The following is a 25,413-nucleotide window of genomic DNA, read 5'->3' on the forward strand; positions in this document are numbered from 1 at the left end:
AACTTAAATGTTTAAGTTTTTCCTTAAACGATTAAGGATTTTCTTGAAGATTTTATTCTGGTTTTTAATTTTCAAAGTATCGGCCTCTTGACAAGTTTCATCGGTTTTTGAGAATGTTCTCTGAAAGATATAGTTAGGTAGTCCTCGTCCTTGATTTCCGCTCTCATGCTTTTGGCTAGAACCTCTCTAATCTGTGAATCGTCTTCTATAAGATACTCGTTTTCATCAGCTCTATCATCGTTTTCGAGAGCACTAATTACTGGCTTGACAAGGTTATCGACATCCAGAGCGTTATCTTTGTCCGTGTAATGATAGACAATCGCAACATCAATTTCACTGTCTTTGTAATCCTCAAAATTTTCGTTCTTCATCCAGTTTGCCAAGTCAGTCCGCAAGTCCTCAATATTCTCAAAATTTTCTCTCCCACGGATAACCTTGTTGAAACCACCATGATAACCAACTGAATCAATCAAAACATCGCCCTCCTGATTCGCCCAGTGAGACATATCCTTCAAAACCTCAATCTTGTCGTTATTTATCACGTAGACTCCGGCCTTATTCTTCAGGTAATGGAAATTCTCATTCACTCTGAATAAAGTTCCATAGTACTCGTCCTTCTCAGTCTCAATAAATACGGCACGCTCGTCCTTCTTCATCTGGCTATATAGATCAGCGGTAGCAGTCGAAAAAATCACAAAACACGTTAAACCAAAGATACCGCCCCAAACACCGAAACTGAAAAATCCAAGAGAAGCAGTAAAACTCAGCACAGTAGAGAAAAACAAAATTTTCCAAATCTCCCAATCCTCATCGATCAAGTCGTTATCCGTCTCCCTGTAGTAATCAAGTTTTCTACTCATCCAGATAATCGCAGGCCCCAAAATCAGAAATGAACCACCAAATAAAACCTGCATAACCGAGTCACTAAACCTCAATCTTAGAGGTACGCTCAACAGAAAACTCATAGCCAGAGGAATAACCATGAAGAGAATAACAAAAGCCACACCATGACCATACCTGTCAGTATCATCCTTCAAATCAAGATCCCTATCAGAAATCTTCTTGCCATAAAAATAAACTGCAGCAGCAACCAAAGCACCAATAAACGAAAAATTAAGAACCAACCGAACCTCAGGAACAGCCATTCAATACCTGCCTCCCGTCGGAGTATTCATCTCATATTTTGCAGTCCAGTAAAACAGGCCTGTCGCAACATAAATCAAACCTGTGAAAATCCCCTGAATAGGAGTCTGGAGCACTACAGCAGTCAAAGGCATCAAAGAATTCGCTATCGAGATAAAAATCGCCTTAATAGCAGGACCAGCAGCCTCAACAGAACCAGAAGTCAACGCACCCCAGTTCAGCAAAAGAGAAAAACCGGTATTCAAAGCCAAAGCAAGCCCTGCACCAGTACGGTAAATATTCCTCCACTGTCCTGGTCCTGCCAACAAGTTACCTTTCGCATAATTCTTAGCCTGAGGACTAAATAGGCCTTTATGCGATTGAGTTCTCCTTCTCCGAGGTCTCTTCTTCCTTCTTCTACTCATCCAGATAACCCCGTCCAGCAACCATCTTCATAGGTTTTTCCGGATCATGTTCTCTGAAAGAAATCGTAATCCTGCCATGAGCCTCCCTCCAATCACCATTTTCTGTCTTATCTATTTTCACATCTTTCTGAATTTGATCGGTCTCACGTTTGATTTTCTTCGTCAAAATTCGGATAATCTGTGAATCGTCTTCAACAAGATAAGGTTCATCTTCCTCACTATCCTCTAAAACCGTAACACCGCTACTACCGTCAAGAGCGGAAACAATAGGCTTCACCAAATTATCAATATCCACAGCATCGTCTTCCCTCCAATACTCATACACAATTGCCAAATCAATTTCCTTATCCCTCAAATCATCAAAAACCTCATTATTCAACCACATACCTAAATCTCTCCGAATCCTCTCAATATTTTCCCCAAGTCCATCATTTCCTAAACGCTTGTTGAAACCACCCATCCTACCAACAGCATCCTCCAAATTCAACCCCTCAGCATGAGACACTAGCCCTACACCTCCACAACCTCATCCAACACCTCAACACCCTCAGAAGTACGAACACTCCCAGTCAACAAATCCTGCATAAGGCCTTTCTTCAGAGATTGGAGCTGCTCCTTCTCTTCCTTGTAAGTTCTAATTTGGTTCTCATAAGTTGATAGGATTTCAGCTATTCTTTTCTGTTCCTTCAAAGGAGGTATTGGCATCTCAAATTTCCTTAAATCGCTGGTATTCAGGTGTTTGACTGTAGTTCCAACTGAAACAGATTTTATTAGCGATCTACCAATTTCAGAGTTCATGAAATAAGCCACATACTCCGGATAAACTTCCTTCTCATCGAATCTAGTGATTATCAGGGCATGACAATTGGCGTTGTCATATCTCTCAGGAACTATAGCGGATTCTCCTATATGTCCTGACTGAACTGTCAGCATATTTCCCTCATAAATCCTAGTATCCTGATTATCTTCATGGAACTCCTCCGAAATCTCTACCATTTCATCTTCAGAATCTATTTTGTTTGGTCTAACGTTGAAGCTCTGAAGATAAGGAATTCCACCTTCCTCATAATAGGGAGTAGCAGTTCCTACGAACCCATTCCGTATCTCAGTTGAAACTTCCAACATCTGTTTTTTCTCCCAGTTCTCTGGAAGCTCAAATGTTTTTGGCCCTATTCGGACTTCTTTTAGCTCTCTTCCATCTATCCCCTCGTTCATTAGGTCCTGCATCAGGCCTTTCTTGACCCGCTGGGTTTGCTCGATGATTTCCTCCGTCTTACTGATCGCCTGATCCACATTATACAGAACCGACGCAATCCGGCGTTGCTCGGATTTTGGAGGGTGAGGAATTTCGTGTAGTTTGAGAATATTTTTCCCGATGTTCGCCTGTGTGGTCTCCCTTTTCTTGCTAGCAAGTCTGTCTTGCTCGAAGTCAAGAGCGTAACGGGCAAACTGGATATTTGTGTCTTTTGGATCCCAGAGGCCTATGATTCCCTGATTTGTGGAAACTGGCGCTGTGACAATCCCGGTTTCGCCGAGAGTTCCGTAGATTGTCAGAAGGATTGTTCCAGGATCATAGATTCGAGTTTTTCCGTCTTCTATTGCTTGCTGAGTTGTGTATTCCTTAGCATCTGAGATTCCATCTCCTTGCTGTCTGTTGAGGTCTTCAATCTTGACGAATGGAATATCTCCACCTTCCCAATATTTGTCTTTTCCTCTTTTCGGGGTGCCTCCGCTTTTAATTCCGTCAAATATGTCGCCAATTTTTTCTGAGGTCCAGCCTTCTGTCTCTTTAGTCTCTTCTCCATCTAATGAGCTTGAGCTTTCTACAGAGTCAGAAATATCTCCGAGTGAGGCCTGGTTACTCATCATTCTCACCTTCTTTCTCTTCTAGGACTTTTTCAAGAAGTTCTTTGATGTCTTGTATTTCTTTCTTCATCTCTGTAATTTCTTTGCTTGTTTTCTCATTTTCCTTTATCCTATCTCTCTGAAGATCGAGTAGTTCGATAACTGCCCCATGATATTTTTGTTCAGCCACATTTTCTCTACGTTCAGATTCAAGTTTTTCCTCTTCAACTTCCTCTTTCATCTTCTCTATTTTGGCTTTTTCTTCGGTAGAGCTTTTTTCTAGTTCTACTTGTTCTTTCCAGGCCTTCAGGTTACGAAGTTTCCTGTTGATTTGATCTTCGTATCTATTCTGTCTTTGTTTACTATTTAGACCAATCGCTCCTGTAACTACATCAGGATAGAGATTATCTTTTTTCTCTTCTCCATCCGAGAAGGCAGTTTTCGCAAAGTTATCTAATCTTGTTTCCATCTCCTTTTTCTCTTGCTTACCTTTCTCATAAGAAAGTTCTAGAAGGCCCTCTGCCTGCTTTATGAACTCATCTATCTTTTCTTCTGCTTTTTCAGGATCTATTTGAAGCTTACTCATAGTTGAGGGCCTCCATGTGTTCTTGCATCTGGTTTTCGATTTCTTCTCTTTCTGATTGGAGTTCTTTCAGTTTCTCCAGTTCTTCGGCGACTTCTATGTTTTCTTCGGGTTGGGTGGTGTCGACGTAGAGGGCGATGTTGAGGTTGTAGTCGTTTTCGCGGATTTCTTCGAGGTCGACGACTCGGGAGACTCTTTCCTCGGTTTCCCAGTTCCTGTATTTTTCCACGATTTCTTTGATTCCGTCTTCTGTGAGTTTGTTCTGGTTGCTGAGTTCTTCGTAGAAGTTTTCGTCGGCTGCGTGGATGAACTGGACTTGTCCTTCTCTTTCTTCTGGTTTGTCTTTGTTGACTATGAGGATTCCTGATGGGATTGAGTTGTTCTGGAATAGGTTTTCTGGTAGGCCTATGACTGCTTCTACCATGTCGTTTTCTAGCATTGGTTCTCTGAACTTGCTCTCATGTTTTCTGAAGAGGACTCCGTGTGGTATGACGCAGGCCATTTTTCCTTCTTCGTTCAGTGATTTGATCATGTGCTGGATGAATGCGTAGTCGGCTCTGTCTGCTCGTGCCATTCCCCAGTCGAAACGGTTGTATTTGTCGTCCTGGCATGCGTCTTTCTGCCAGTCAGCTGAGAACGGAGGATTGGCTAGTACATAGTCAAACTTCTCTAGTTTGCCGTTTTCCGTGAACTGTGGGTTGGCGAGTGAGTCTTCCCGCGTGATTTCTCCGTCTAGGTCGTGTAGGAATAGGTTCATTCGTGCGATTGGTGCGATTCCAGGGTTGATTTCCTGGCCTTTCAGCAATAGATCTTTCTTGGGGTCGCCGATTTCTCTGTAGTGTTCGGCCATTTCTACGAGCATTCCTGCTGATCCAACTGTTGGATCGTAGATCTTGATGGTTCCGTCTCCGTTCTCAGGGTTCAGTACGTCGGCCATTAGCTGGACCATCTCCTGTGGTGTGAAGAACTGTCCGCCATCCTTTCCTTCTGATTCAGCAAAGTCCCGAACGAGATCCATGTAGGCTTCTCCTAGAATATCTGGTTTTACTCTTTGCAGAGACATGTTTTTCGTGTTCAGGTGTTCGAGCATACGGTGAAGAGTATCGTGATCGATTCCGTCCGCATTCACGAAGTTGACTCTGAAGATATTCTCAAGTTTCTCTGGGTTTTCGGATTCTAGTGCGTCAAATGCTTCGTTTAGGAACTGATCTACGTTTTCTGTCTGTTCTAGAGCTTTTTCGTATCTGTAGTCTTCCGGGATTTGGAAGTCGTGGAAGGCTTGGTCTTTTGCTAGTTCTTCGTCTCCTGTTTCTTCCAGTGCTTCTTCGTACCGGTCCTGGTATGTGTCATCTATTGCTTTATAGAAGACGACGGGTAGTATGTATGTTTTGTAGTCTGTAGGGTCTACTCTGTCTCTGATGATGTCTGCGCATTTGAAAAGATGGTCGCGTAGTTCTTCTTCGGTGATTTCTTTTGCCATTAGTTTTGAACCTCGTCTAGTATTTTTTCAGCTTCTTCTTCAATTTTTGAGTTGTCAATAAATGCGTTCGATCTGTCTGTTATTAGTCCTAACATTTTTGCTTCTCCTTCTGTCTCTCTGAGAACTCTGTCGGTTTCTTTAAATACTGAATTCAACGATTCAAGATCTTCTCTGTTCTTTGCTACCCGTAAAACTTCGATAATTGTGTCTTGAACTCTCTGAGAGGTGACTTGTTCTGAGATATTTTTCTTTACGAAAGTCCTCAACTCGTTTAGCTGGTTGGGTTCCTCGCTTCTTCGTACGAGAAATGTCTCTATGTGTTCGCGATAAAGTTGTTGTATTTTCTCTAAATTGATATCTAGTTCTTTCTCTCCTTCTACTAGTTTCTTATCTCGTAGTTTCTTGACATTGTTTGAGACAGCGCCTTTACTGAGAGAGGTGTTCTCGACAAGCTCACTCTGTCTCTGAGGGGAATTATGGGCCAATGCGGAAAGTATTTCAAGTTGGCCTTTGCCAGTATTGTCTGTGAGTATTCTCACATCTAGGTTTTTGTGTCCTGACCTTTAACATTCTTTCGATAACTAGAAATCACTTCTGTAAAACGTTTAGCAATACTGACTTTGTTAATTTTCTATTTTTTTATCTAGTTTCCAGCCTTTGAGGGCTTCTTTGGGCCTCATGTTGATTTTGTGGTATGTGTTGTAGAGTTGGATGGCTTTGTGGGCTTTTTCTGTGTTGAAGCCTTTTACGTTGTGTTCTGCTGTGAATTTTATTACTTGTTTGAGTGTTGAGATGTCGTTTACTGTGCGTACGTGTTTGTTGCCGTGTTTGAAGACTAGTTCTACTTCTTCGTCTACTTTCTGGCTGTCCTGTGCTGAGAGCCTGAGGTTCATGTTGTTGCCGTGGTTGTTCCATTTTCCGAATATTACTGCTTCTGTATCCATTTTTTGTGCCTTTTCCTGTAGTTATTGGCGGCGAAGAGTTAAAAGGTGGAAGAAAATTTGTTTTTCTAGACTCCGTCGAGACCTGAAAGTTTTTTGTGCTTGTCAGGGGTCAGGAAGTGGAGTATTACGTCTGTAAATCTTTCATCTCCTAGTTGTTCTTCGAAGTTCTGGTCGTATGAGAACTGGGCCCAGTCCCTGGTTACGTAAAGTTCTACGTCCATTTTTTCTCCGTCGTATTCGAGGGTGTGTTCTCCTAGTTCGAAGTCTACGTGAGAGGGTGATACTTGTTCGATTATTGAGTTCTTGTTGATGAAGCCGTGTGTTACGTATTTTCCGGCGTACTGGTGGCCTGCTACGTCTTCTTTTGTCCATGTGTGGTCCTGTAAGCCCATCTAGATTATTGTTTATATGGAAGTCTTAAGGCCTTATCTGCGAGGAACTCCCTGTTTTTGTCCGCAACGCTTAAAAATCGGCTGTTGCAATTTTGCCTGTGATCAAACACAACCTTTATGTTCATCGAAGAGTAATAACAGTTATGGGTGGCTGTTCTGAGTACTAATCTGAGGGAGGCTGTTCTTCCGAGACTGGAGCAGGATACTGAAGCTGACAGTCTTGAGGAGTTCGAGTCCCAGGTAAAAGGCCTTTTGACGGGTGAAGAAGTCCAGAGAAGAAGTGTTGAGGATGAGGACTTTGTGTATGAGGCCGATGATGAGTCAGGTAACTACAGCCTTACGAATGAGGCCGAGCTAGGTCTTGAGGGTCTTCCTGGCATGGATAGTGTTGAGAAGGATCACTCAGCTGTAATGGATAATTATGGAGGTATTGATCGTGTGGGTGTCAGCAGTGATGGAAGGGTCACTCTTGAGATGGAGAGTGGTGGTATGCAGACTTACTTCCTTGCTGGTGCTTATCAGGGCCAGGCCGCTGTGAAAGATGATAATGGAATAATCTGGAAGTACGATAAAAGAGATGATACTCTTGAATACCTGAATACTGAGAAGGGGTGGGTTGAATCGGACTCGGACAGGCACAAGTCGATGATGGATAAGATCGTTGATTTTCAGCATGAGACATGGGCTGTTGAGAGAGCAGTTGAAGAGGTCAGGGGCTGGAGCCATGATTCTGGAAGCAGAGGTATTCACGACAGGTTGAAGTCGCGTTTCGACATGGTTATGACCGAGCTTGCCCAGTACAATGATGGGGACGAGTCGGTCTATGAGGCCGATAAGTCGAAGAATGTTACTCCTGGTGGAGCTAAAGGAACGGATGTGGTGAAGGATTTTGACGAGGCATCCGAAAGATTCCGGGCTTACGGCCTGCTGGAGTACGGTATCGACGTTGAAACCGAGGTAGAGGTTGCAGGAGACTATTCAGAAGCAAGGTTCGCTCCTGAAGGCCTCTAAAAACCAGATCAAATTTCTTCCATTCTTAATATTTGAGGGATAATCTATGAGTATGAACGACCGGTATGAAAACCTGGAGGATGTAGAGCTTTTCGAACTGAGGGAGCCGGATGTTTACTCGGTTGACTCCTATCTGGAGCCACGGGTAAGGCATGTGGACGCTCTTTTCGAGGAAGTAGATGAGACTCCACAGGTATACCCGATTGAAGAGACACTGTCCACTATCACGATGGACGGCGAGTTCTCTCCGCGAGACAGAGTGATGATGGGGGTATCAGGAAACTTCAGGGACTACACTGTAGGCCTTGACAGATCCGACTTCAAGTCCTACCACGGAGAATATCTGCAGCCAAACACCTTCGAAGATATCATGCTGAAGATCGATCAAGAAGAGGTAGATGCCAGGCCTACAGATATTGAAACTCGAAATATCAGGTTTGAGATTCCTGTAGGCCAGCCTACCGTTGAAAAAGATGCCTTGCCCGACGACGGTGTCGAAGTGCGTTTCAACGACAATATTCCTACTCTTTAAGAGATCCTGAATGTGTAAACTCCGTTGTTCTCCTCGTAATCAAGTACCTCGGGGTGATCAGGGAAATTAACTATTTCTTTCTCTCCATCAACCTCTATAACCAGTGATTGAGGCCCTACATCGAAATTAGCCTCCTCGTATCCTGACGGCATCATTACATCAAGCTCGTATTCTGCTTCAGAACTGTCTGGCGCCCTGTATCTCTGAGTTGCAATTTCTGTAGGGTCTGCTACCTCAGTATCTTCAAGATCGTCCTCCGAAAGCTCTCCCTGTTTTGCATGTAAAATATTCTGCACGAACTGTCCAGCGGTCATACCGTCCTCGCTTCTGAGAACTCCGTCACCGCTCATCAACGTGACAGGCGCGCTATCTTTGACACCGTTACCATCGTAGATAGCAGGCATCACGGCCCTGTTATTATCTATTTCATCCCAGAAGTACTCCGAAGGATTGCCCGCGTACTGATCATCATATTCATCTACCTTATCTGCAACTTCCTGTGGATCTGCAACCCTCACTGCATAGGCCTGAGGGAAACCAGCCATTTTTACAACGGCCTCTTCTCCAAGAAGATCTCTTACTTCATCGCTGGCGAAAATCACCCTTTCTCCTCCATCAGCGAAGTCGCTGTAAAGGCCTTCGACAGTTCTCCTCTGAGCAGGAGTCATATTTCCGGCCTTGAATCGGTCCATGGAAGAGGCAATTGAACTTCCGGGCGTAGTAACTGCAGAAGTATCTCCGAATCGGGCTACCTGTGCATCAGGTATTTCTTCAAGTACATCAGGTTTTCCGAGCTTTTCAAGCTCTTCAGTTGTTAAAACATCTTCAATAGAGTGTTCGGCGCTTGTAGACACAACCTATACAGTTGCTGCCGAGTTTTAAAAAATTTCGGGATAAAAGGAGTTGTGCTCACCGGGAAAGAAGTTTGTCAAGTGGAGCAGTGGCCTCTTTCACCAGGAATCTCATCGAAACCTCAAGCCAGATAGCAGCCACTATAATTCCGATAAATGCGCTGTAGGCCAGTGCCAGATTGCTTTCGATCTCAAGGCCTTTCAGATAGTAGACCGATCCCATGCTTGAAGCGATAAAGAGAACTATTGCGCCAGCCTTAGAATCCTCGATATTTAACATACAGAAAAAAGCTGAAAAATTTGTTAAAACAGTTTTCAAACCACTTATGAGGTTCTATGCTATACCTTCTGTAAAAAATATAATAGAAAAATTTAGTCCTGGAGTTTGTCCAGGCCTTCCTCTACTGAGTCAATCTTCTCAAGATCTCCTACATCAAAGTTTGAGACATCCAGATCGGAAATTCTGTCAAGCACGGCCTGAAGGCCTTCCTCTGTATCGCCTGAGGTCATGCCTCCCACTAACTCTGTTGGGAATGTCACGATTGTGGAGTTCTCCGCTGCTACAGAGTCCAGGGTCTGAAGTGTTCTCATTCTGTAGCCTTTGTCGCCGATGATCTCTGAGGCCTGACGTAGTTTGACTGCGGCCTCTAGCTCTCCCTGTGCATTGGTTCTTCTGGCTCTGCGATCTCTTTCTGCCTCGGCCTCTGCAGCCATGGCTCTCTCCATTTTCTCAGGAAGATTGATGTTCTGGATTTCCACGTCGAGCACGTTAACTCCGAAGCTGTCGGTCTTATCGTCCAGTTTCTGTTTTATCTGGTCGCCGATCTCATCTCTGCGCTGAAGAAGATCATCCAGCTCTTTCTTACCCACGAGATCTCTCAGAATGCTTGTAGCATAATTCAGTGTCTGCTTTCTGTAGTCTCCTACATTTACAATCGCATCTTTCACGTCCTCGGTGTTGTCCTTCACCTCGAAGAAAACCACTCCGTCAACCTCCACAGGCACGTTGTCACGGGTAATCGCCTCCTGTTTCATCACGTCGACAGAATCCTCGTAGACCGGGACTGTCACCGGTTTCTCCACGAAAGGAATCTTGAAGTGAAGGCCTGATTTTCTGCTGCGGTTATATGATCCGAACCTGAGCACAATACTTCTCTCCCACTCATCGTTGAGGAAGAAAGGTAGAGGCCCTGAAAGAGATAGACTCATAGAGAGGTATTTGATTTGCAGAAATAAAGATATTTGGATAAGGCTGCGTAAAGTTTCTGTCTGCACTCTTCTTCTACCGTTAATTTGTTAAACGTGTGTAATACACTGTGTCGTGTGGTATCTCATCTTAGAGCTGCTGAAGAAGATGATATTGGCGAGATTCTAGGTCTAATTGAACGTGTCTACCCAGAAGGATATCCTAAGACTTGGGCCTCTAGAGAGGGGCTTGAGCCAGCTATAGGTGATTTTGTTGTCGCGGAGGAGGATAATAGTGTTGTAGGGACTGGCAAGGCTAACGATGAGTACTGGCCTGGAGCTGTTTATATAGAGTCTATTATGGTTGATCCTGATTCTCAGGGGCAGGGTCTTGGAACCGATATTGTTGATGAGCTAGGAAATTTAAGGGATGAGACGCTGGTAAGCCTGGATAGGTCTACTTCTGCAGGAATATTTCTGGGAGAAGGATATCTACCTGCTGCGTTCCTGCCTGAAAGAGAGTACTTCGGTGATCGGCGAGAATCTCTAATGGTAACTTACAGGCCAGGCAATAAACATGGCAAGACCTGGGAAAAAGACCTCAGGGTAAAGAGCCGAGATGATGAACCTTATCTTGTTGAAATTACTGGTACAGATCTCTCCGAGCAGATAATACAGGAATCCATCGAAGAGCTACCCTCCACATATTTACAGGTAATAAACTACGTTGATGGTGCTGCTGAAGGCCTTTCACTAGATCAAGAGGGCCTAAAAGGCGGGAAGATGGGAGAAATAGAACTTCCGGATGGCAGACTGGAGATACAGGCCTACGTACCTAGTCAAGAGGTAACAGAGGATTTTCCTCATGATGTTGAAGAGTTCAGGAACTCTCTTGATGGTTTCAATGAGGCCCAAAGCTTACTTGATGAACAGGTACGGTTCTGGGACTAAAGGGTTTGATCTATTTTGTCGATAAATCTTTCCATTATGTTGATGTAGGGGCTGAGGGAGGGCTTGTATAGTTTTTCGTTTTCTGCATGAAGGTTGTAGCCTGTGGGCCCGAAAACAACGGCAGGAACTCCTTTATCGCTGAAGTATCTCATATCACTGGCCTCAGGGCTTTTTTCAGTCCTGCATTCGCCCTCAACCTCCTTGCACGCCTTTTTAAGAGCCTTCACGTAGTTGTTGCTAATAGGTGCCTGCATTTTTGGGGCTTTGTCAAGTACAGAGTACTCTATGTCGTTTCCTGCCAGGATATCTTTTATCTTTTTCAGGTCTTTCTCTTGTGTAAATCTTACGTCTATATGTGCGTCTGTCTCTGGTGTTACAGTGTTTTTGGCCTTACCTCCTTTTATTGTTGTTAATGCTGCCGTAGTTGTCCATTTGTCTTTGCTTGATTCTGGAAGCTCTTCTGTTATCTCCTTGAATGCGTCTAGAAGTTTCACTGCGGAGTTTTGACCGTTCCATGGTTGGGAGGCGTGAGAGCCTTTACCTTTCGAGGTTACATCTATCTTGAAGACTCCTTTCTGCTCCGTTGTTATTTCAGGTACTTCTGTATTACGTGGTTCTGCGCTGAGTCCAAAAGATGGCCGGTATCCTTCCTCTTCGAGCAAGTACTTTATACCTTTGAAACCGCCGATTTCCTCGTCAGATACTATCATAAGGCCTACACTCGGCTGGTTTTCGCGTTGACCTAGTTTCTTCATCAGTATCATCAATGCTGCAACCCCGCTTTTCATATCTGCTGATCCTCGGCCATAAAGCCAGTCTCCGCTTTCTTCAGGTTCAAAAAGTCTGTCTTCGGCCTCCACAACGTCTATATGGCCGTGTAACATAATATCTGGGCTATGTGTTTCCTCAAAGAGAACTACTAGCGATGGTTTGCCGTCTTTCTCGTATCTACGTGTGATAAACTCTGAACCTGAAAAATAGTTCTGTATAAACTCTATCGTCCTATCAAGTTCTTCAGGGTTGCTCTTAACCGATCTATACTTGATCAATTCTTTGGTCAACTCTACAGGATCTCTTTCAACCATGTATCTGTATTGGAACTCCCCTATGAAGTAATTTACTGAAAATATTCTCTACCATTTCCGTTCTGCGCCAAGAATCATTGAGATGATTACTCTGAGCCAGAGGTATCCGTTGATGAATACGAAGAAGGCCAGGTATGCGATTACCGGTATGAGGCCGTGTTTCATCAGATTCTCCTTGGTGTGCTGGGATGCCATGTAGGCCATGGTGATTGATGTTCCGAACAGCGCTGCGATGAAGAAGAATGTGGTGTATCTTATGCTGATAATGTTCCAGTAGATGTCGTTGATCAGTGAGGAGACTGTGAATGGTTCGAACTGGAACACGTAGAATCCTATCTGTGCGAACTCTAGGAAGAACTCTACCAGAGGCCTTCCGAACATGTATGCCGTGATGAAGAGCACTACAAGTGATAGGAATGTCTGGGCTAGTTTGGCAGGTACTGCGAACATTCCGAGGTCACCGTATTCGCGGTTGAAAATCATGTACTTGTACTGTAGGGCGGTCTCAAGTGATCCGCGGTACCATCGGTATCTCTGGGCCTTGAATCCTTCCCAGGTGGAGGGTGCTACAGTGTATACTTCTGCGTGGCTGGCGTGGCCTATCTTGTAGTGCTTGTCCTGAAGCCTGAAGCAGATTTCCTGATCTTCTACCAGCGAGTCTTCGTCGAACATGCCTACCTCGATAATTTTCTCCCGGTCGTAGACTGAGAGAGGGCCTGGTGTGACGTGGATGGCGTTCATGATTCCCATGATGTTTCTTGTGAATATGCCGACGATGTATTCGACCCACTGGAGTTTCTGCAGCAGATTCTCTGGCTCGTACACTTTCATCGCGGAGGCCACTCCTGCATACTTGTCGCCTTTCTCCGCGACCATGTGCTTCAGCGAGTCCTCCTGCAGAATTGAGTCTGCGTCGACACAGGCCACTACTTCTGCATCCGAGGCCTCTACTCCTGCGTTCAGTGCAGATCCTTTTCCGCCGTTCTCCTTGTCTATTATTGTTACATTTTCGTTGTCCTCGAACTTCTTCGCTTCTTCAAGTGTTGAGTCAGTGCTGCCGTCGTTGACAACTATGATGTCGTACTTGTCCCGTGGATAGTTTATGTCGAGTGCGGAGTCGATAGTCATTGCAATCGTCTCTTCCTCGTTGAACGCAGGAATGATCAGTGAAAGAGTTGGCAGATCTTCAAGATCTTTTACTCCTGGCTTGATGCTGCCCTCGTCGAACAGAGTTATCAGTAGGAAGAAGGTGATGAAAAGTACTATTCCATACAGCATCCACATGACAGGGTCAAGCATCTAATTGATTCAAGTGGCGACGACTGTTTTAAGACCAACCCTCGCCACACTACAGGCCCTCAAGTAGGGGTGTGTTTATAAGAGTTGTAGAATGTATTTTGAGATACTGGCGGCCATAGCGAGAGGGTAACACCCGTACCCATTCCGAACACGGAAGTAAAGTCTCTCCGCGATCCAAGCCGTACTGCCTTTTAAGGCGGAAGCCTTGGGACGCTGCCAGACTGTTTTTACTACTTTATTCTATATCCGTTCTCGGTATTACTGTTGTAAACTTGGCTCCACCAAGTTCCTCGGACTCTCCAATATCTACAGTTATATCGTATATATCAGCTATTCTTGAGAAAAGAAAGAGGCCTATTCCGGAGTTTCCTGTATCGCCGTTAGTTACGCCCTTCTGTATTATCTCATCTCTTAATTTTTCAGGAATTCCTTTGCCGTCATCCGCGACTTCGACCTTTGCAACCCTCTCATTGCCGGAGATGTTGATGTCAATTGTTTCTCCACCAGAGTGATTGATCGCGTTCTCAATAAGCTGTGCATACATGTCGTCGAGAAGAGGCCCAGCGTTCACAAGATAGTTCTCATCTGCGTCTACATCAATCTCAATATCGTTGTCGCTTGCAACAGCCTCGTAATCTTCTACTGCGGAGTCCACAGAATTATTCAGGTCTGTAGGATATGTTTCGCCATTCTTCAGATTATTTACCACTCTTGAAGTATCTAGCAAATCCTCTATAGATCTCATCTTGTCGCCGATAACTTCCCAGTATCTATCGTTGCTCTCGTTATAGTCATCCTCCTCAAGCAGTTCAATATATCCCATTGCAACGTTCAGATCGTTTCCAGCATCATGCCTGAGCAACTGGAGGAACAGGTTGGCATCCTCATCAGGACAGCTATTCAGATAGTGATCAATTCTCTCTGCATCTACATCAGGCCTCCCACTCAAAATATCTGTATAATTAGTGCCGAAGCTGTCGAAGGCCATGTAGGGAATTCCTTCTTCCTCCGCGTCGTCGTAGAGAGCTCCGATCTCAGGTCCTACAATTCCGTCGTAGTCTATTCTTGAGAAAAGCTCTTTGGCCTCATCTCTAGTTGCTCTATCATATTCTATTCCTTGTTCCTGAAGAGATATCTCCAGTTCGCTGTACTCCTCAGGTTCTACAAAAAGTACTCTGGCCATACCATTATACTGAACAACAACTTTAAAAATAGTAGCAATATTTTGTGACCTTTCGGTGAATGAGTTATTCGGGTGCTGGAAATGTGAATACTTCCAGGCCTTCTACTCCTTCTACAGTCACTGCAATATCGGAGTCTCCTCTTACATAATCTCTTATCGTGTTGATATTCAGAATCTCTCCTCTTCTCTGAGGATTCCAGTCATGGCCTTCCTTAACCATGTAACTTCCCATTGTGTGGCCGATCACCTGCGGAACCTCTGACTCCATCTCGTAGAAACGGTTCCAAACAATACCGCCTGTAGCAGTAAAACCTCTATCATCACGAACTACGTCAAAAAGATCAGGATACCTCGACTTCAACTCGTTACCTTTCTCAGTTTCAACTACCTCAACAAGATATCTCTGAGCATCGACAAAGGCCTGTTCATCGCCGTTCATCAACTTTTCATGTGCTTCAAGCAGCTTCCGACCGACCTCACGCAGCTGCCTGTTCAGATCTTCTACATCAGACCTCTCCTCACTACCTGAATGACTGTATACATACTCGGGGCCTTCGAATGCAGCAGTTATCTCTCCTTCCGCAACTTTCTCCAGCAACCTGTGTCGCATCTTCTCAGGCATATCTCTCCAGTAAAGGCCTTCCTCGTCATGCGCCTCAAAGTAGCTCTCGCTCATGAACTCGTTAACCACATCTGGGAACATGGCGAAAAACTCGTGATTGCCAATATTGTATACGTCAGCATTCTCAAAAGCCCATTCAAGGCTCTCCCTGTTTTGAGGCCCTCTATCAAACATATCTCCATTTAGAATAAGTTTATCGTCGGAAATCCACTGTTTTCCATCCAGTAAATCTGTTTCAATTTCTTCCTCAAGGCTTTCAAGAGCATGAATGGCCTGATCCAGGTATCCGTGGATGTCGGTAATGCAGACAAATCTCACATCCAGATAATTGTGTCTTAACGGTTAAATTTCTGGCCTCTTCGGCGCCATCCATTTAAGTCTTGAACAATTGTTACTATAAGGTGGAAAAATGTCAGTAGAAGGCAAACAGGGTGGCGAAAGAAAGCTGCCGGAAGGTAACGTCTTCGGTACTAAAGAAGACGATGAATTTACTGTAAACGTTGAAGGAGAAGAAGCAGGTACTTTCAAACGATTTGAATACTATTCAATGCCCTTCTCACTGACAGGCCAAGAAGAAGTCTTCGAAGAAGTAATGCACCGCGCAGAGGAAAACGACAGCAGCTTCGCAGAAGAACTTGAACAACACGAAGAGGCCCAGCAAGTAGTACAAGATTTCTACGACAGAATGGAGGAGAACCCAGGCCTCAGCAAGGAAATGATGGACTCTCTGCTTGCAGATGTCTACGTGGACGATAACGTAATAGCAGAAATGGAGGCAGAGGACTCGCTTGAGGATAAAATGGGCAAGTTCACAGCAGGCTGGAAACACCTCTCAGATTTCTACGGAATCGAAGGCCTTGTAGGTGGCGACGCTGAAGAAATCAATCCTTTCCTGAACGGAGACGACGCATCAATGGTTGCAGGAGGCCTTGACAGCCTTGAAACAGTGCTTCCAGCTCTGAGAGAAAACATGGGTGAGGAAGAGTGGACGAAGTCTGCTTTAAGGCTCTCTTCGATTGTGGAAAGAGAGCATGGGCAGATTGATGAGGCTGTGGATATGCTGGAAGAGATACATGGCGTCGGAGACTACGATCAGGAATTTCTAGATAATTCCGCTCAGGTTCTCGAAGATCTTGCTAACTCAAGATTCGAAACCAATTCCGAGCACGGCAAGTTCTACAACACATTCATCAGATTCCATAACTGGATGCCATTGAAACTGAAGGAAGATGGCAGAGAAGGAGACCAGTACGACAGTCTCTGTGCGCCTACAGGAGATGGAATGGATAAAATTAAGGATAGATCTGTTCACGCAGATCTCGATGAGATAGGAGACGCCGACAGCCCGAAAGGCCTTGCACTTTCCTGGCTTCTTGACGAGGGAATAGAGGTCGACGGAGAAACACTCGGCGACAGAGAAGAATTCCAGGACTCAGTTGATGAATGGGAACAGAGAATTAACGAAGAATTAAGCGAAGGCCGCGAAGAATACGCAGAATTCACAATGGACGACCCGGCGATGTACTCCGGACTGGTAGGAGGAAAATGGAAAGGCCTCAAACTGCTTGACGACGCAAAAGAGGCTCTTGACCTCGGCTATGATATAGCTGATGGAAAAGTGGTTTCCTCGGTTGGCGTTGAACAGATGCTGGAAGAAGCCGGCGTACAGGAATTAATTGAACAGGACGTCTTTGAAATGGGAGAAGACAGAAGACAGGAGATCGTCGACAGAATCGATGATGTAGATGTCAGCGAGTACGTAGATGACGTAGAAGGCGGCACTATTGCCCGTTCCAGTATGTACGGAGAGGATGGAGCCTCGAACTTCGCTGGAACATACGAATCGTTCCATGCAGATGGCTCTCCGGGCCAGGCAGTTAAAGACGTAGTTAAAAGCTACTTCTCCGAGAAAGCAGTCAACGCTAGAGAAGACAAAGGCATGACGCACAACGGAGGCATCAGCGTAATCCTTCAGGACGCGATAGAACACGAAAGAGGAGGTGTAGTGCATCTTACTGATGAAAGCTATTCGATCAGCGAGGCCGAAGACGCCGAGAAAGCTGTAGAAGGAGAAGGCGAGACACATACAGCAGAAACAGTGGAAGGCCTGGTAGAGGGCACTGCTATGGAAGGAATGGCACATGATCTTGAAGAACTCCATGAAACCTTCGGCGACATCGATCTAGAGTACGTAGCAGAAGGCGACGAAGTATACCTTACACAGATGAGGCCTAAACATAGAGCAGTGGATGGTGAAAGGCCTGACTTTGACTCAATGAGTACAGTACAGCTGGACTCTTTCGAGGATATGTACGAGGCCGAGCTTGATGGAGAAGCACCTTACGTGGTCAGAATGGACTTCCTCGGCCGCGACAATATTATGGATAGGGAAAGAGAGATAGAAGAGTTCCTGCGTGAGAATCAGGATAAGATCGGTGGAGTAGAAGGCCACATGCCGGCACCGGCCCACATTCCGAACAATATCGAAGGCCACTTCAGAATACCTTACAGAGAGGCCTCATAGAAGGATAATCTACCCTTCTGGTTTCTTTTTTACGAATTTCTCTGCGTCTTCTTCGGCGAATTCTTTGTTTGAGTATCCGTACATCGGTGTGTCGATCTCTGAACCGAATTTTTCAGAATTAATCGTCCAGAATCCGTTGTCTTTCTTCTCCAGTGATACTTCGGCCCCGGTCTTGGAATGCTTCCAGGTATCTCCTTCACGGTTCCATTCTCCGACGTCACGCAGATCTTTGCAGTAAGAGGAATAACGACGGTTTCCGGGTTTGCATACTAGAAGTGCATCTTCCTCCTGGTATATTTCGTATTCTCCTCCTGAAGGCCCTGCAATAAGTACTCTGTCGTCCTCTACTTTTTCGACTGTGAGAGGAGTCTTTCTTTCGTTGAAAAGTATTTTCTGGCCTTCCTCAAGTTCGCTGTACTTCATCTTTGTAGTATTCGAAGAGGTTCTGAGGTATAAAAGAGGTGGGAGTTTGTTGCAGACATAGATAATCCAAAGATTTATATATTTGCTATTGTTAAGTAACAACATGAGTCTTTCTTCCGAGGGTTTTGATGAGGATCCTGATTTTGGGGAGGGTCTTGACAGCATTGTAGATCAGTATGTCGAAGATGAAGGTCTTGAAGGAGTTGTTATTGAAGAAAATAGACGGTTCGGTGTCTATCTCGGAAGAAAGAATGATTCTGTTAGGGTAGGCCTTTCTGAAGAGGCAGTTTCTACTGATAGAATTACTCCTGCAGAACAAAATTTTGTGTTAGCACATGAACTAGGTCATGATAAGCTTGAATCTAATCACGGTAATACAGAATATAGTAAAGAACATGGGTTGATGGCGAGACTTGAAGAGGGAGCAACTTCTCTACCTCATATTACACTTTCTGAAACTGTTGCAGAGCTTTCAGCTCTTGAAATGACTGATATGGAGGATGTGCCGGAATTTCTTAACAGAAGTCCTTTCAGAGAGGAGCATGAGGGTAGCTTCTCGGACTACGATAGGCTGAGTGAGAAACAGCGCGTTGCAAGACAATTAAGGCCTCAGCTGGAAGATCTAAAACAGGCTAGTCTTGATGAGCCGCATGAAATACTTGATGCTTATGATGAGTCAAGTCTTTCTGAAGGATATCAGTCTAATTTGAATTTTTCTCACTCTTTGAAATCTGACTTGGACAAGTTTGATTCTCATGTTATGGATGAGGTAGGGCCTGCTAAGGTTCATTATAATCATGGGGAGGATAGACAGTTCCTTTTCTGGACGGACTTTCTTCAGCAGCTACAGAGGGTTAAGACTGAGGGTATCGATCAGACGAACTTCCTGACTCATTACTGGGCTGATAAGGCGACTTCGTCGGTACCAGGCCCTAGAGAAGAGCCGCAATTCGAGGTTATTGATTCCTACATTCCCGTTGATAGTGAGGAGTTTGCTGATAAAACTCTGGAGCTTCATACGGATGAGGATATCAGAGATTCGTTTACTGATGTTTATCGGGTTATTGATAGTAACTCTGATGATATCTTCAGAGATCTTGAAGAGTTTGTATTTCAGAAGGCTACTGGCGAGATGGAGGAGTTTGTTGATCGCTATGGTTTTGAACAGGATCTTAATGACGAATCATATCCTGAGATAATTTCTGATCTTGAAAATGGTTCTTACGATGTTGGGGGCGTGGATTATCCTCACACTGTTGGCTGTACTATGGGTAAAGTGCTTTACGATAATGACGTCGAGGCTGATGACGTGGTCTCGGATATGGGTACTTACAGAGATATAGCAGTGCGGGCTATAGAGCTAGCTGCTGAAAAAGGAATAGAGATGGATAAAGGAGTGTCGAATCCTACTCACGAGGATTACATCCGGGAAGTTGACAGAATGGTAAATGCCGCTACATGATTGCTTCTGATTTCATATCTCCTTACTTTTCATCAACTGGGCGTTGAAGGCCACAATCACTGTGCTTAGCGACATAATCAATGCACCAACCGCTGGCTGAAGTGTCAATCCAATCGGTGCTGCAACTCCGGCCGCAAGCGGAATTGCAAACGCGTTGTATCCAGTGGCCCAGAAAAGATTCTGCACCATCTTTGAGTAGGTTACTTCGCTGATATTCATGATCTTCACGATTCCCATCGGGCTGTCGTTCACCAGTACGATGTCAGCTGATTCAACAGCTACATCTGTGCCACTACCAATCGCGACACCGATATCCGCTCTTGTCAGGGCTACAGCGTCGTTTACCCCGTCGCCTACCATCATCACTTCTCCATTTTCCTGTAGTTCACGGACCTCCTCATCTTTCTCATCCGGAAGCACCTCCGCAAACCAGTTATCGATTCCAAGTTCTTCGGCAACGGCAGAGGCCACATCCTCAGAGTCTCCAGTAATCATAGCTACCTCAACTCCTCTATCATGAAGCTTTTCGATGGCCTCATAGCTTTCCTCCCTGATATGATCTCCTAGAGATACAGCGCCGAGAACCTCGTCCCTAATCAGATAAACAACTGTGCGGCCTTTACTTCCTTCTTCCTCCGCAAATTCCTCGAAGCTGTTCTCCATATCGAGTTCTTCAAGCATTTTAGGCCCTCCGGCATAGAAAGCCTCTCCATCTATCTCGGCCCTGACACCTTTCCCTTTGATGGCTTCAAAATCATCTGTCTCCTGCAGTTCAAGGCCTCTTCTCTCTGCTTCTTCGACAATGGCCTGTCCTATGATGTGTTCGGAGTTTTTCTCGATTGAGGCCAGTTTTGCAAAGTCTTCATCGCTGATCTCTGTTCTCTCCACTTTCTGCTCTCCCTCGGTAAGTGTGCCGGTTTTATCCAGTGCCACAGTATCAATTTCTCTGGCCTGTTCGATGGCTGTTCTCTGCCTGACAACTACTCCATTGCTGGCGCTCATAGCAGTACTTATCGATACTACAAGCGGTATTGCCAGGCCTAGTGCGTGAGGACATGCGATGACAAGTACGGTGACTACTCTCTCCAGCGTAGTGATTCCGAGGCCTGTAGCTATAGTCCATGCGATGCCTGTGATGAATGCGGATCCCAGTGCGATGTAGAAAAGCCATCCAGCGGCCTTATCCGCAAGTAACTGTGTCTCCGTCTTATCTTCCTGGGCCTCGTCAACAAGTTTCATGATGCCGGAGAGAGCTGTATCATCTCCTGTTGCCGTAATTTTTACTCGTAAAGCTCCTTCCTTGTTGACTGTGCCTCCGATGACTTCGTCTCCTTCTGACTTGCTTACTGGATCTGATTCTCCAGTAATCATTGATTCATCGACGGAGGAATCTCCTTCAACTACTTCTCCATCCGCAGGAATTGAGCTACCGGGCCTAACGAGAACTATGTCGCCTTCTTCCAGCTCAGTGACTTCTACTTCCTCTGTTTCATCTCCATCAACTACCTTTTCTGCTGTGTTCGGTACAAGCTCTTTCAGTTCGTCAAGTGCGGAGGAGGCCTGACGCACAGACCTCATTTCTATCCAGTGGCCCAGCAACATGATGTCGATCAGTGTTACTAGTTCCCAGAAGAAGCTGGATGTAGTATTCAGGAAAAGCGATGCCATGCTGTATGTGAAGGCCACTATAATTGCCAGTGAGATCAAGGCCATCATTCCTGGCTTTCTATCTTCCAGTTCTTCTTTACCCATTTTTAGGAATGGCAGGCCTCCATATGCGAAAATTATTACTGAGAAAACTGGCACTATCAGGTTGCTGCCGGTAAAGGCCGGCATTGAAAAGTTGAAAATACTCTGTATGAATGAAGAGTAGAGTAAAACGGGTATGGACAGTGCTGTGGAGATGAAGAACTTCTCCTTGAACATCATTTCGTGGTGCTTGTGGCTGTGGCCTTCGTTTTCGTCGTTCACGTTTGAACTTACACTCTTCCAGAATTATAAATGTGTCAACATATGATATAGTTATGTCGGAGATAAATCTCTCGAATGTTAACAGGCTTCTTACTGTTTTGCTTTTGAAAACCAAAGAACGGCATGGATATGAGATTATGGATAGGATTGAAGGTGTTACTGGGAAAAGGCCTTCTTCATCGCATATTTATCCGTTTTTGTCAACTCTTGTAGAAAATAGTCTTGTTGATGAAAGGAAGGATGGCCGCAAGAAAGTCTATTCTTTGACTGAGGAAGGAGAGCGGTTTGCTGATGAAAAAGTTGATTCTTTCGGTCAGATTATTGAGGCCTCAGTGCTTCAGAAGGTCTCGGAGTGTGAGAGCTGTGGATGTGAGATTTACTCTGGGGGTTATGAGGAAGAAGGCAAACTTTACTGCTGTAGTCATTGTGCTACTGCAAATAATTCATAAATTTAGCTACCTAATTCCTATTATGTCAGAGGAAACAGCAAGCTTTGCGCTCGGATGTTTCTGGGATTCTGATGCTCTTTTTGGAGGCCTTAACGGCGTTATCAGAACCCGTGTAGGATACTCTGGAGGGGAAAAGGAAAACCCTAACTGTCAGGAAATAGGAGATCATGTGGAAACAGTACAGATAGACTACGATCCTGATGAGATCACTTACAGGGAGCTTCTTGAGAAATTCTGGGAATGGCATAACTACGCAGAACAAAGTAAGGAGCAGTATGAATCTGTTATTTTCTACCACAACGAGAAACAGAAACAGAAAGCAGAGGAATCAAGGCCTGAAAACGCTGTAACAGAGATAAGGCCTATGAAGAAATTCTGGATGGCGGAAGACTACCACCAGAAATACAGGCTTAGAGGTTCCGATAAAATAGAGGAATACAGGGAGATGGATCCAGAAGATTTCAGAGAATCTCCTGAGGTTGCAGAGGCCAACGCCGAAGCATACAGTAAGATGGATTATAGTTCGGTAGGTTCCGAACAATCAGCCTCCATTATTTAACCGGTAAAGCACACCTCTAAACTATGAGAACAGAATATCTCGCAATCGCAGGCCTTACACTATTGCTAGCAGCAGGAATAGTTTTCAACCCATTAAACAACTCTGAAACTAACTCTCAAAGCTTCAATACTTTTGACTCACAGCAACAGTTTGCAGAATACGTAAATTCCAACGGCGGTACTTCAGGATTCCAGGAGTACACATCTAACCCAAGAGCATCTCTTGACACAACCACTTCTGAAGGCGCATCAGGCGACAGCTCAACTACGAGAACAGCCTCAACCAACAACCAGGTTGCAGGAGTACAGGAACCGGATATACTGAAAAACAACGGCGAAAAAATCTTCTACTCGAAAGAAAGCTACTGGAACTCTAATTCAACAGTATTCAACGCAAGGCCTCCAGAAAACTTCTCAGCGGAAAGAAATATCTCTGCAAGTGGAAGAATGGTTCTTTCAGACAACACATTGATCTATCTCAACAGCCAGAACATCACAGCATACAACACGGAAAACTATGAACAGGAATGGAATCACGGCCTCAACAACTCATGGATAGAAGCCGCAAGAATGCATAACGACACACTATACGTCGTCCTGCGAAAAGGATTGACAGATTCGTGCCCTGTAAGGCCTCTAGCATCCACAAGAATAGCGGTGCCATGCAGCAGTATCTACTATCCAGGCCCTTCAGGAGAGGTAGATTCAACCTACGTCCTGATGAAGATCGACAGCGAAGGAGAGGTACAGGAGAAAAAGGCCTTCCTCGGATCTCCATCCAACACAGAAGTCTACATGTCTCAGAAAAATATCTACCTGACCTACTCGGAGACAGCTGACGACACACAGGTAACAATCAACTTCCTGAAGGATGAAGGCCTTCAAATGCTTGATCAGGAGACACGAGATCACTTGGAGAAAGTCTTCGAATATGATCTATCTCAACAGGCCCTTGAAGCTGAAATTCAGTCAACTCTGAGAGATTACCGTTCCTCACTTTCCAAAGAGGAGAGAAAACAGTTTGAGAAAGATTTTGACAACGCTTTCGGAAACTACACAGATGAGAGAAAGAGAAAACTTGTCAACACATCCATCGCAAAGTTCGGCCTTGAAAATCTTGAGCTTGAAGCCGAGGGAACTGTTCCTGGCGAGGTAAACAACCAGTTCTCAATGGATGAGAAAGACGACGAGTTCAGAATAGTAACTACTGTTGGAAACTCTTGGAGGTTTGACGCAAAGTCAGAGAACGATCTTTACGTGCTTGACAAAGAGCTAGAGATTGAATCCTCTCTACAGGGTATGGGCCTCGAACAGAGAGTCTACTCGGCAAGATTTATCGATGACAAGGCCTACGTGGTTACATTCAGAAGAGTTGATCCTTTCCACGTGATTGATCTTTCAGGTGATGAACCGAAACTTGAAGGAAAGCTCAAGCTACAGGGATACTCCTCCTACCTGCATCCAATCAGCGAGGACAGAATTCTGGGAGTCGGAATGGTCAACAGATCTGTAAAGCTTACAGTATTCAACGTTGAGGACGGCACACCTACAATCTCATCAGAGAAAACACTGAACGAGAGCTACTCGGAGGCCCTCAACAACCATCACGCGTTCCTCATCGACAGAAGACACAAGGCCTTCTTCATCCCGGCATCCAACGGAGGCCATATCTACTCCTACGAAAACGGTATCGAGGAGATCAAAAAAGTTGACATAGAGAACCCTAGAAGAGCAACCTACATTGGAGACACGATGTACATCTTCTCCGATGAAAAAGCTGTAGCAATCAACGAAACCAACTGGGAAACAGTCAGGGAAGTAAAGTTTGGCTCGGAGCAGAGAAGAGTCTACCTTCCTGAACCAGTACTCAGGTAAGCTCCTCAGGATCAAACCTGTCAAAAAGCTCCTGAAGGTATATCTCGGCCACACGAGTATTGTTCTCGCGGTCGAAGGCCTTCAGTTTTTTCTCCTTCATTTTTCCTTTCTCAACTACATCCAGAATATTCTCTTTCTCAGGCCTTGGAACATAATCCACAAGCTGCAGATGCTGTAAATCTTCCTCACTTAACTCTCCGTCTCTGAAAAGTTCAATGCACTTCTCCTGATAATTCTTTCCAGGTACTTCGTCGTCATCGCTTTCAGCATAGTATTTGACTGCGTCATCAGGATATCCAAGGAATTTTCCTACAGCTTCATCTGTACAGGTATAGAACTTTCCATGGCTGTCCTCAAGGATCTCAAACCTTTCCTTATCATCTGTAATAAACGCTCCGGGATCAAAGAGATCGTTTCTCTCGCCCATAAAACGTACTGAAAGATTGAAGTCCTCGCAGAAGTTTTTGACAACATCTTCATCCTCCTTCTGCACGCTCATCAGCAGAACTCCTGATCTATCGCCTGCTACCAGTGAGAGAAGGGCTCTGCACTCATCGCTTGGAAATATTTCAGGTAAAATCTGCAGAAAGTATTTTTCCAGGTCCGAGTTATCAACCATTAATTCAGTATTAATCGCCAAA

Annotated in this window: 27 protein-coding genes and 1 rRNA gene; 9 read left to right on the forward strand and 19 right to left on the reverse strand. The window is 44.9% G+C overall.

The genetic code is table 11. The features are described 5' to 3' along the window. Window positions 1–71 precede the first annotated feature (71 nt). From HBNXNv_RS02375 to HBNXNv_RS02415, 9 genes are all read right to left on the reverse strand, one after another. The gene (locus HBNXNv_RS02375; protein ID WP_347721241.1) at window positions 72–1,145 is read right to left on the reverse strand and encodes a RusA family crossover junction endodeoxyribonuclease; all 1,074 of its coding nucleotides are present in this window, start codon (window positions 1,143–1,145) and stop codon (window positions 72–74) included. Further along, window positions 1,146–1,448: a hypothetical protein gene (locus HBNXNv_RS02380; protein WP_347721242.1), complete on the reverse strand. Its 303-nt coding sequence runs from the start codon at window positions 1,446–1,448 to the stop codon at window positions 1,146–1,148. Window positions 1,449–1,539: 91 nt separating this feature from the next. Next, window positions 1,540–2,052 carry a hypothetical protein gene (locus tag HBNXNv_RS02385; RefSeq protein ID WP_347721243.1) on the reverse strand — a complete coding sequence of 171 codons (513 nt, stop codon included), beginning with the start codon at window positions 2,050–2,052 and terminating at the stop codon, window positions 1,540–1,542. 5 nt (window positions 2,053–2,057) lie between these two features. Beyond that, window positions 2,058–3,416, reverse strand: a complete 1,359-nt coding sequence (locus HBNXNv_RS02390) for a restriction endonuclease subunit S (RefSeq protein ID WP_347721355.1) — start codon at window positions 3,414–3,416, stop codon at window positions 2,058–2,060. Then, window positions 3,406–3,978, reverse strand: coding sequence for a hypothetical protein (locus HBNXNv_RS02395; RefSeq protein WP_347721244.1), 573 nt, complete (start codon window positions 3,976–3,978; stop codon window positions 3,406–3,408). Before HBNXNv_RS02395 ends, HBNXNv_RS02390 begins: the two co-directional genes overlap by 11 nt. Further along, window positions 3,971–5,455: a type I restriction-modification system subunit M gene (locus HBNXNv_RS02400; RefSeq protein ID WP_347721245.1), complete on the reverse strand. Its 1,485-nt coding sequence runs from the start codon at window positions 5,453–5,455 to the stop codon at window positions 3,971–3,973. Before HBNXNv_RS02400 ends, HBNXNv_RS02395 begins: the two co-directional genes overlap by 8 nt. Continuing rightward, on the reverse strand, window positions 5,455–5,994 hold the full coding sequence (locus tag HBNXNv_RS02405; RefSeq protein WP_347721246.1) for a MarR family transcriptional regulator: 540 nt from the start codon (window positions 5,992–5,994) through the stop codon (window positions 5,455–5,457). Before HBNXNv_RS02405 ends, HBNXNv_RS02400 begins: the two co-directional genes overlap by 1 nt. 84 nt (window positions 5,995–6,078) lie before the next feature. Then, window positions 6,079–6,399 carry a hypothetical protein gene (locus tag HBNXNv_RS02410; RefSeq protein WP_347721247.1) on the reverse strand — a complete coding sequence of 107 codons (321 nt, stop codon included), beginning with the start codon at window positions 6,397–6,399 and terminating at the stop codon, window positions 6,079–6,081. Between the two features lie 65 nt (window positions 6,400–6,464). Next, window positions 6,465–6,791 carry a hypothetical protein gene (locus tag HBNXNv_RS02415; RefSeq protein WP_347721248.1) on the reverse strand — a complete coding sequence of 109 codons (327 nt, stop codon included), beginning with the start codon at window positions 6,789–6,791 and terminating at the stop codon, window positions 6,465–6,467. A gap of 147 nt (window positions 6,792–6,938) precedes the next feature. On the opposite strand from HBNXNv_RS02415, the gene HBNXNv_RS02420 reads away from it, so the two are divergent. Beyond that, on the forward strand, window positions 6,939–7,802 hold the full coding sequence (locus tag HBNXNv_RS02420; RefSeq protein ID WP_347721249.1) for a hypothetical protein: 864 nt from the start codon (window positions 6,939–6,941) through the stop codon (window positions 7,800–7,802). 52 nt (window positions 7,803–7,854) lie between these two features. Continuing rightward, window positions 7,855–8,334 (forward strand): hypothetical protein, encoded by a 480-nt coding sequence (locus HBNXNv_RS02425; protein WP_347721250.1) that lies wholly within the window; start codon window positions 7,855–7,857, stop codon window positions 8,332–8,334. On the opposite strand, the gene HBNXNv_RS02430 is transcribed toward HBNXNv_RS02425, so the two are convergent. The 3 genes from HBNXNv_RS02430 to HBNXNv_RS02440 all read right to left on the reverse strand — a co-directional run bounded on the left by HBNXNv_RS02430 (window position 8,331) and on the right by HBNXNv_RS02440 (window position 10,394). Further along, window positions 8,331–9,188, reverse strand: coding sequence for a hypothetical protein (locus HBNXNv_RS02430; RefSeq protein ID WP_347721251.1), 858 nt, complete (start codon window positions 9,186–9,188; stop codon window positions 8,331–8,333). The genes HBNXNv_RS02425 and HBNXNv_RS02430 overlap by 4 nt on opposite strands. Window positions 9,189–9,243: 55 nt before the next feature. Next, entirely contained in the window at window positions 9,244–9,465 is a 222-nt protein-coding gene (locus HBNXNv_RS02435) for a hypothetical protein (protein WP_347721252.1), read from the reverse strand. 92 nt (window positions 9,466–9,557) lie between these two features. Further along, window positions 9,558–10,394, reverse strand: a complete 837-nt coding sequence (locus HBNXNv_RS02440; protein ID WP_347721253.1) for an SPFH domain-containing protein — start codon at window positions 10,392–10,394, stop codon at window positions 9,558–9,560. Between the two features lie 114 nt (window positions 10,395–10,508). On the opposite strand from HBNXNv_RS02440, the gene HBNXNv_RS02445 reads away from it, so the two are divergent. Continuing rightward, the gene (locus tag HBNXNv_RS02445; protein WP_347721254.1) at window positions 10,509–11,321 is read left to right on the forward strand and encodes a GNAT family N-acetyltransferase; all 813 of its coding nucleotides are present in this window, start codon (window positions 10,509–10,511) and stop codon (window positions 11,319–11,321) included. On the opposite strand, the gene HBNXNv_RS02450 is transcribed toward HBNXNv_RS02445, so the two are convergent. After that, window positions 11,318–12,406 (reverse strand): M20 family metallopeptidase, encoded by a 1,089-nt coding sequence (locus HBNXNv_RS02450; protein WP_347721255.1) that lies wholly within the window; start codon window positions 12,404–12,406, stop codon window positions 11,318–11,320. The two genes, HBNXNv_RS02445 and HBNXNv_RS02450, sit on opposite strands and share 4 nt — an antisense overlap. A 48-nt stretch (window positions 12,407–12,454) precedes the next feature. Beyond that, window positions 12,455–13,705, reverse strand: a complete 1,251-nt coding sequence (locus HBNXNv_RS02455; protein WP_347721256.1) for a glycosyltransferase family 2 protein — start codon at window positions 13,703–13,705, stop codon at window positions 12,455–12,457. A 105-nt stretch (window positions 13,706–13,810) separates the two neighbouring features. Between HBNXNv_RS02455 and rrf the strand changes: the two genes are divergently transcribed. Further along, window positions 13,811–13,927: ribosomal RNA gene (rrf, locus tag HBNXNv_RS02460) — 5S ribosomal RNA — on the forward strand. 13 nt (window positions 13,928–13,940) lie between these two features. Here the strand turns inward: rrf and HBNXNv_RS02465 are convergent. Beyond that, window positions 13,941–14,888, reverse strand: a complete 948-nt coding sequence (locus HBNXNv_RS02465) for a sensor histidine kinase (RefSeq protein ID WP_347721257.1) — start codon at window positions 14,886–14,888, stop codon at window positions 13,941–13,943. A gap of 64 nt (window positions 14,889–14,952) precedes the next feature. Then, complete coding sequence (locus HBNXNv_RS02470; protein ID WP_347721258.1) at window positions 14,953–15,828, reverse strand: metallophosphoesterase; 876 nt, start codon at window positions 15,826–15,828, stop codon at window positions 14,953–14,955. Between the two features lie 91 nt (window positions 15,829–15,919). Here HBNXNv_RS02470 and HBNXNv_RS02475 point away from each other — a divergent pair, with 91 nt between their 5' ends. Continuing rightward, the gene (locus tag HBNXNv_RS02475; RefSeq protein ID WP_347721259.1) at window positions 15,920–18,034 is read left to right on the forward strand and encodes a PEP/pyruvate-binding domain-containing protein; all 2,115 of its coding nucleotides are present in this window, start codon (window positions 15,920–15,922) and stop codon (window positions 18,032–18,034) included. A gap of 9 nt (window positions 18,035–18,043) precedes the next feature. Here the strand turns inward: HBNXNv_RS02475 and HBNXNv_RS02480 are convergent, their stop codons facing one another. Continuing rightward, window positions 18,044–18,457, reverse strand: a complete 414-nt coding sequence (locus HBNXNv_RS02480; protein ID WP_347721260.1) for a hypothetical protein — start codon at window positions 18,455–18,457, stop codon at window positions 18,044–18,046. Between the two features lie 103 nt (window positions 18,458–18,560). On the opposite strand from HBNXNv_RS02480, the gene HBNXNv_RS02485 reads away from it, so the two are divergent. Further along, window positions 18,561–19,919 carry a M48 family metalloprotease gene (locus HBNXNv_RS02485; RefSeq protein WP_347721261.1) on the forward strand — a complete coding sequence of 453 codons (1,359 nt, stop codon included), beginning with the start codon at window positions 18,561–18,563 and terminating at the stop codon, window positions 19,917–19,919. Window positions 19,920–19,931: 12 nt separating this feature from the next. Here HBNXNv_RS02485 and HBNXNv_RS02490 read toward each other — a convergent pair whose 3' ends face one another. Further along, window positions 19,932–21,845, reverse strand: a complete 1,914-nt coding sequence (locus tag HBNXNv_RS02490; RefSeq protein ID WP_430827686.1) for a copper-translocating P-type ATPase — start codon at window positions 21,843–21,845, stop codon at window positions 19,932–19,934. A 98-nt stretch (window positions 21,846–21,943) separates the two neighbouring features. Here HBNXNv_RS02490 and HBNXNv_RS02495 point away from each other — a divergent pair, with 98 nt between their 5' ends. Genes HBNXNv_RS02495 through HBNXNv_RS02505 form a run of 3 tightly spaced genes read left to right on the forward strand, consistent with a single transcriptional unit; the run spans window position 21,944 to window position 24,772 of the window. After that, complete coding sequence (locus HBNXNv_RS02495; RefSeq protein ID WP_347721262.1) at window positions 21,944–22,339, forward strand: PadR family transcriptional regulator; 396 nt, start codon at window positions 21,944–21,946, stop codon at window positions 22,337–22,339. 22 nt (window positions 22,340–22,361) lie between these two features. Beyond that, window positions 22,362–22,898: a peptide-methionine (S)-S-oxide reductase MsrA gene (locus HBNXNv_RS02500; protein ID WP_347721263.1), complete on the forward strand. Its 537-nt coding sequence runs from the start codon at window positions 22,362–22,364 to the stop codon at window positions 22,896–22,898. A gap of 23 nt (window positions 22,899–22,921) precedes the next feature. After that, window positions 22,922–24,772, forward strand: coding sequence for a beta-propeller domain-containing protein (locus HBNXNv_RS02505; RefSeq protein WP_347721264.1), 1,851 nt, complete (start codon window positions 22,922–22,924; stop codon window positions 24,770–24,772). Here the strand turns inward: HBNXNv_RS02505 and HBNXNv_RS02510 are convergent. Next, on the reverse strand, window positions 24,765–25,391 hold the full coding sequence (locus tag HBNXNv_RS02510) for a hypothetical protein (RefSeq protein WP_347721265.1): 627 nt from the start codon (window positions 25,389–25,391) through the stop codon (window positions 24,765–24,767). The genes HBNXNv_RS02505 and HBNXNv_RS02510 overlap by 8 nt on opposite strands. Window positions 25,392–25,413 lie beyond the last annotated feature (22 nt).

This window comes from Candidatus Nanohalovita haloferacivicina, assembly GCF_029232205.1.
GTDB lineage: Archaea > Nanohalarchaeota > Nanosalinia > Nanosalinales > Nanosalinaceae > Nanohalovita > Nanohalovita haloferacivicina.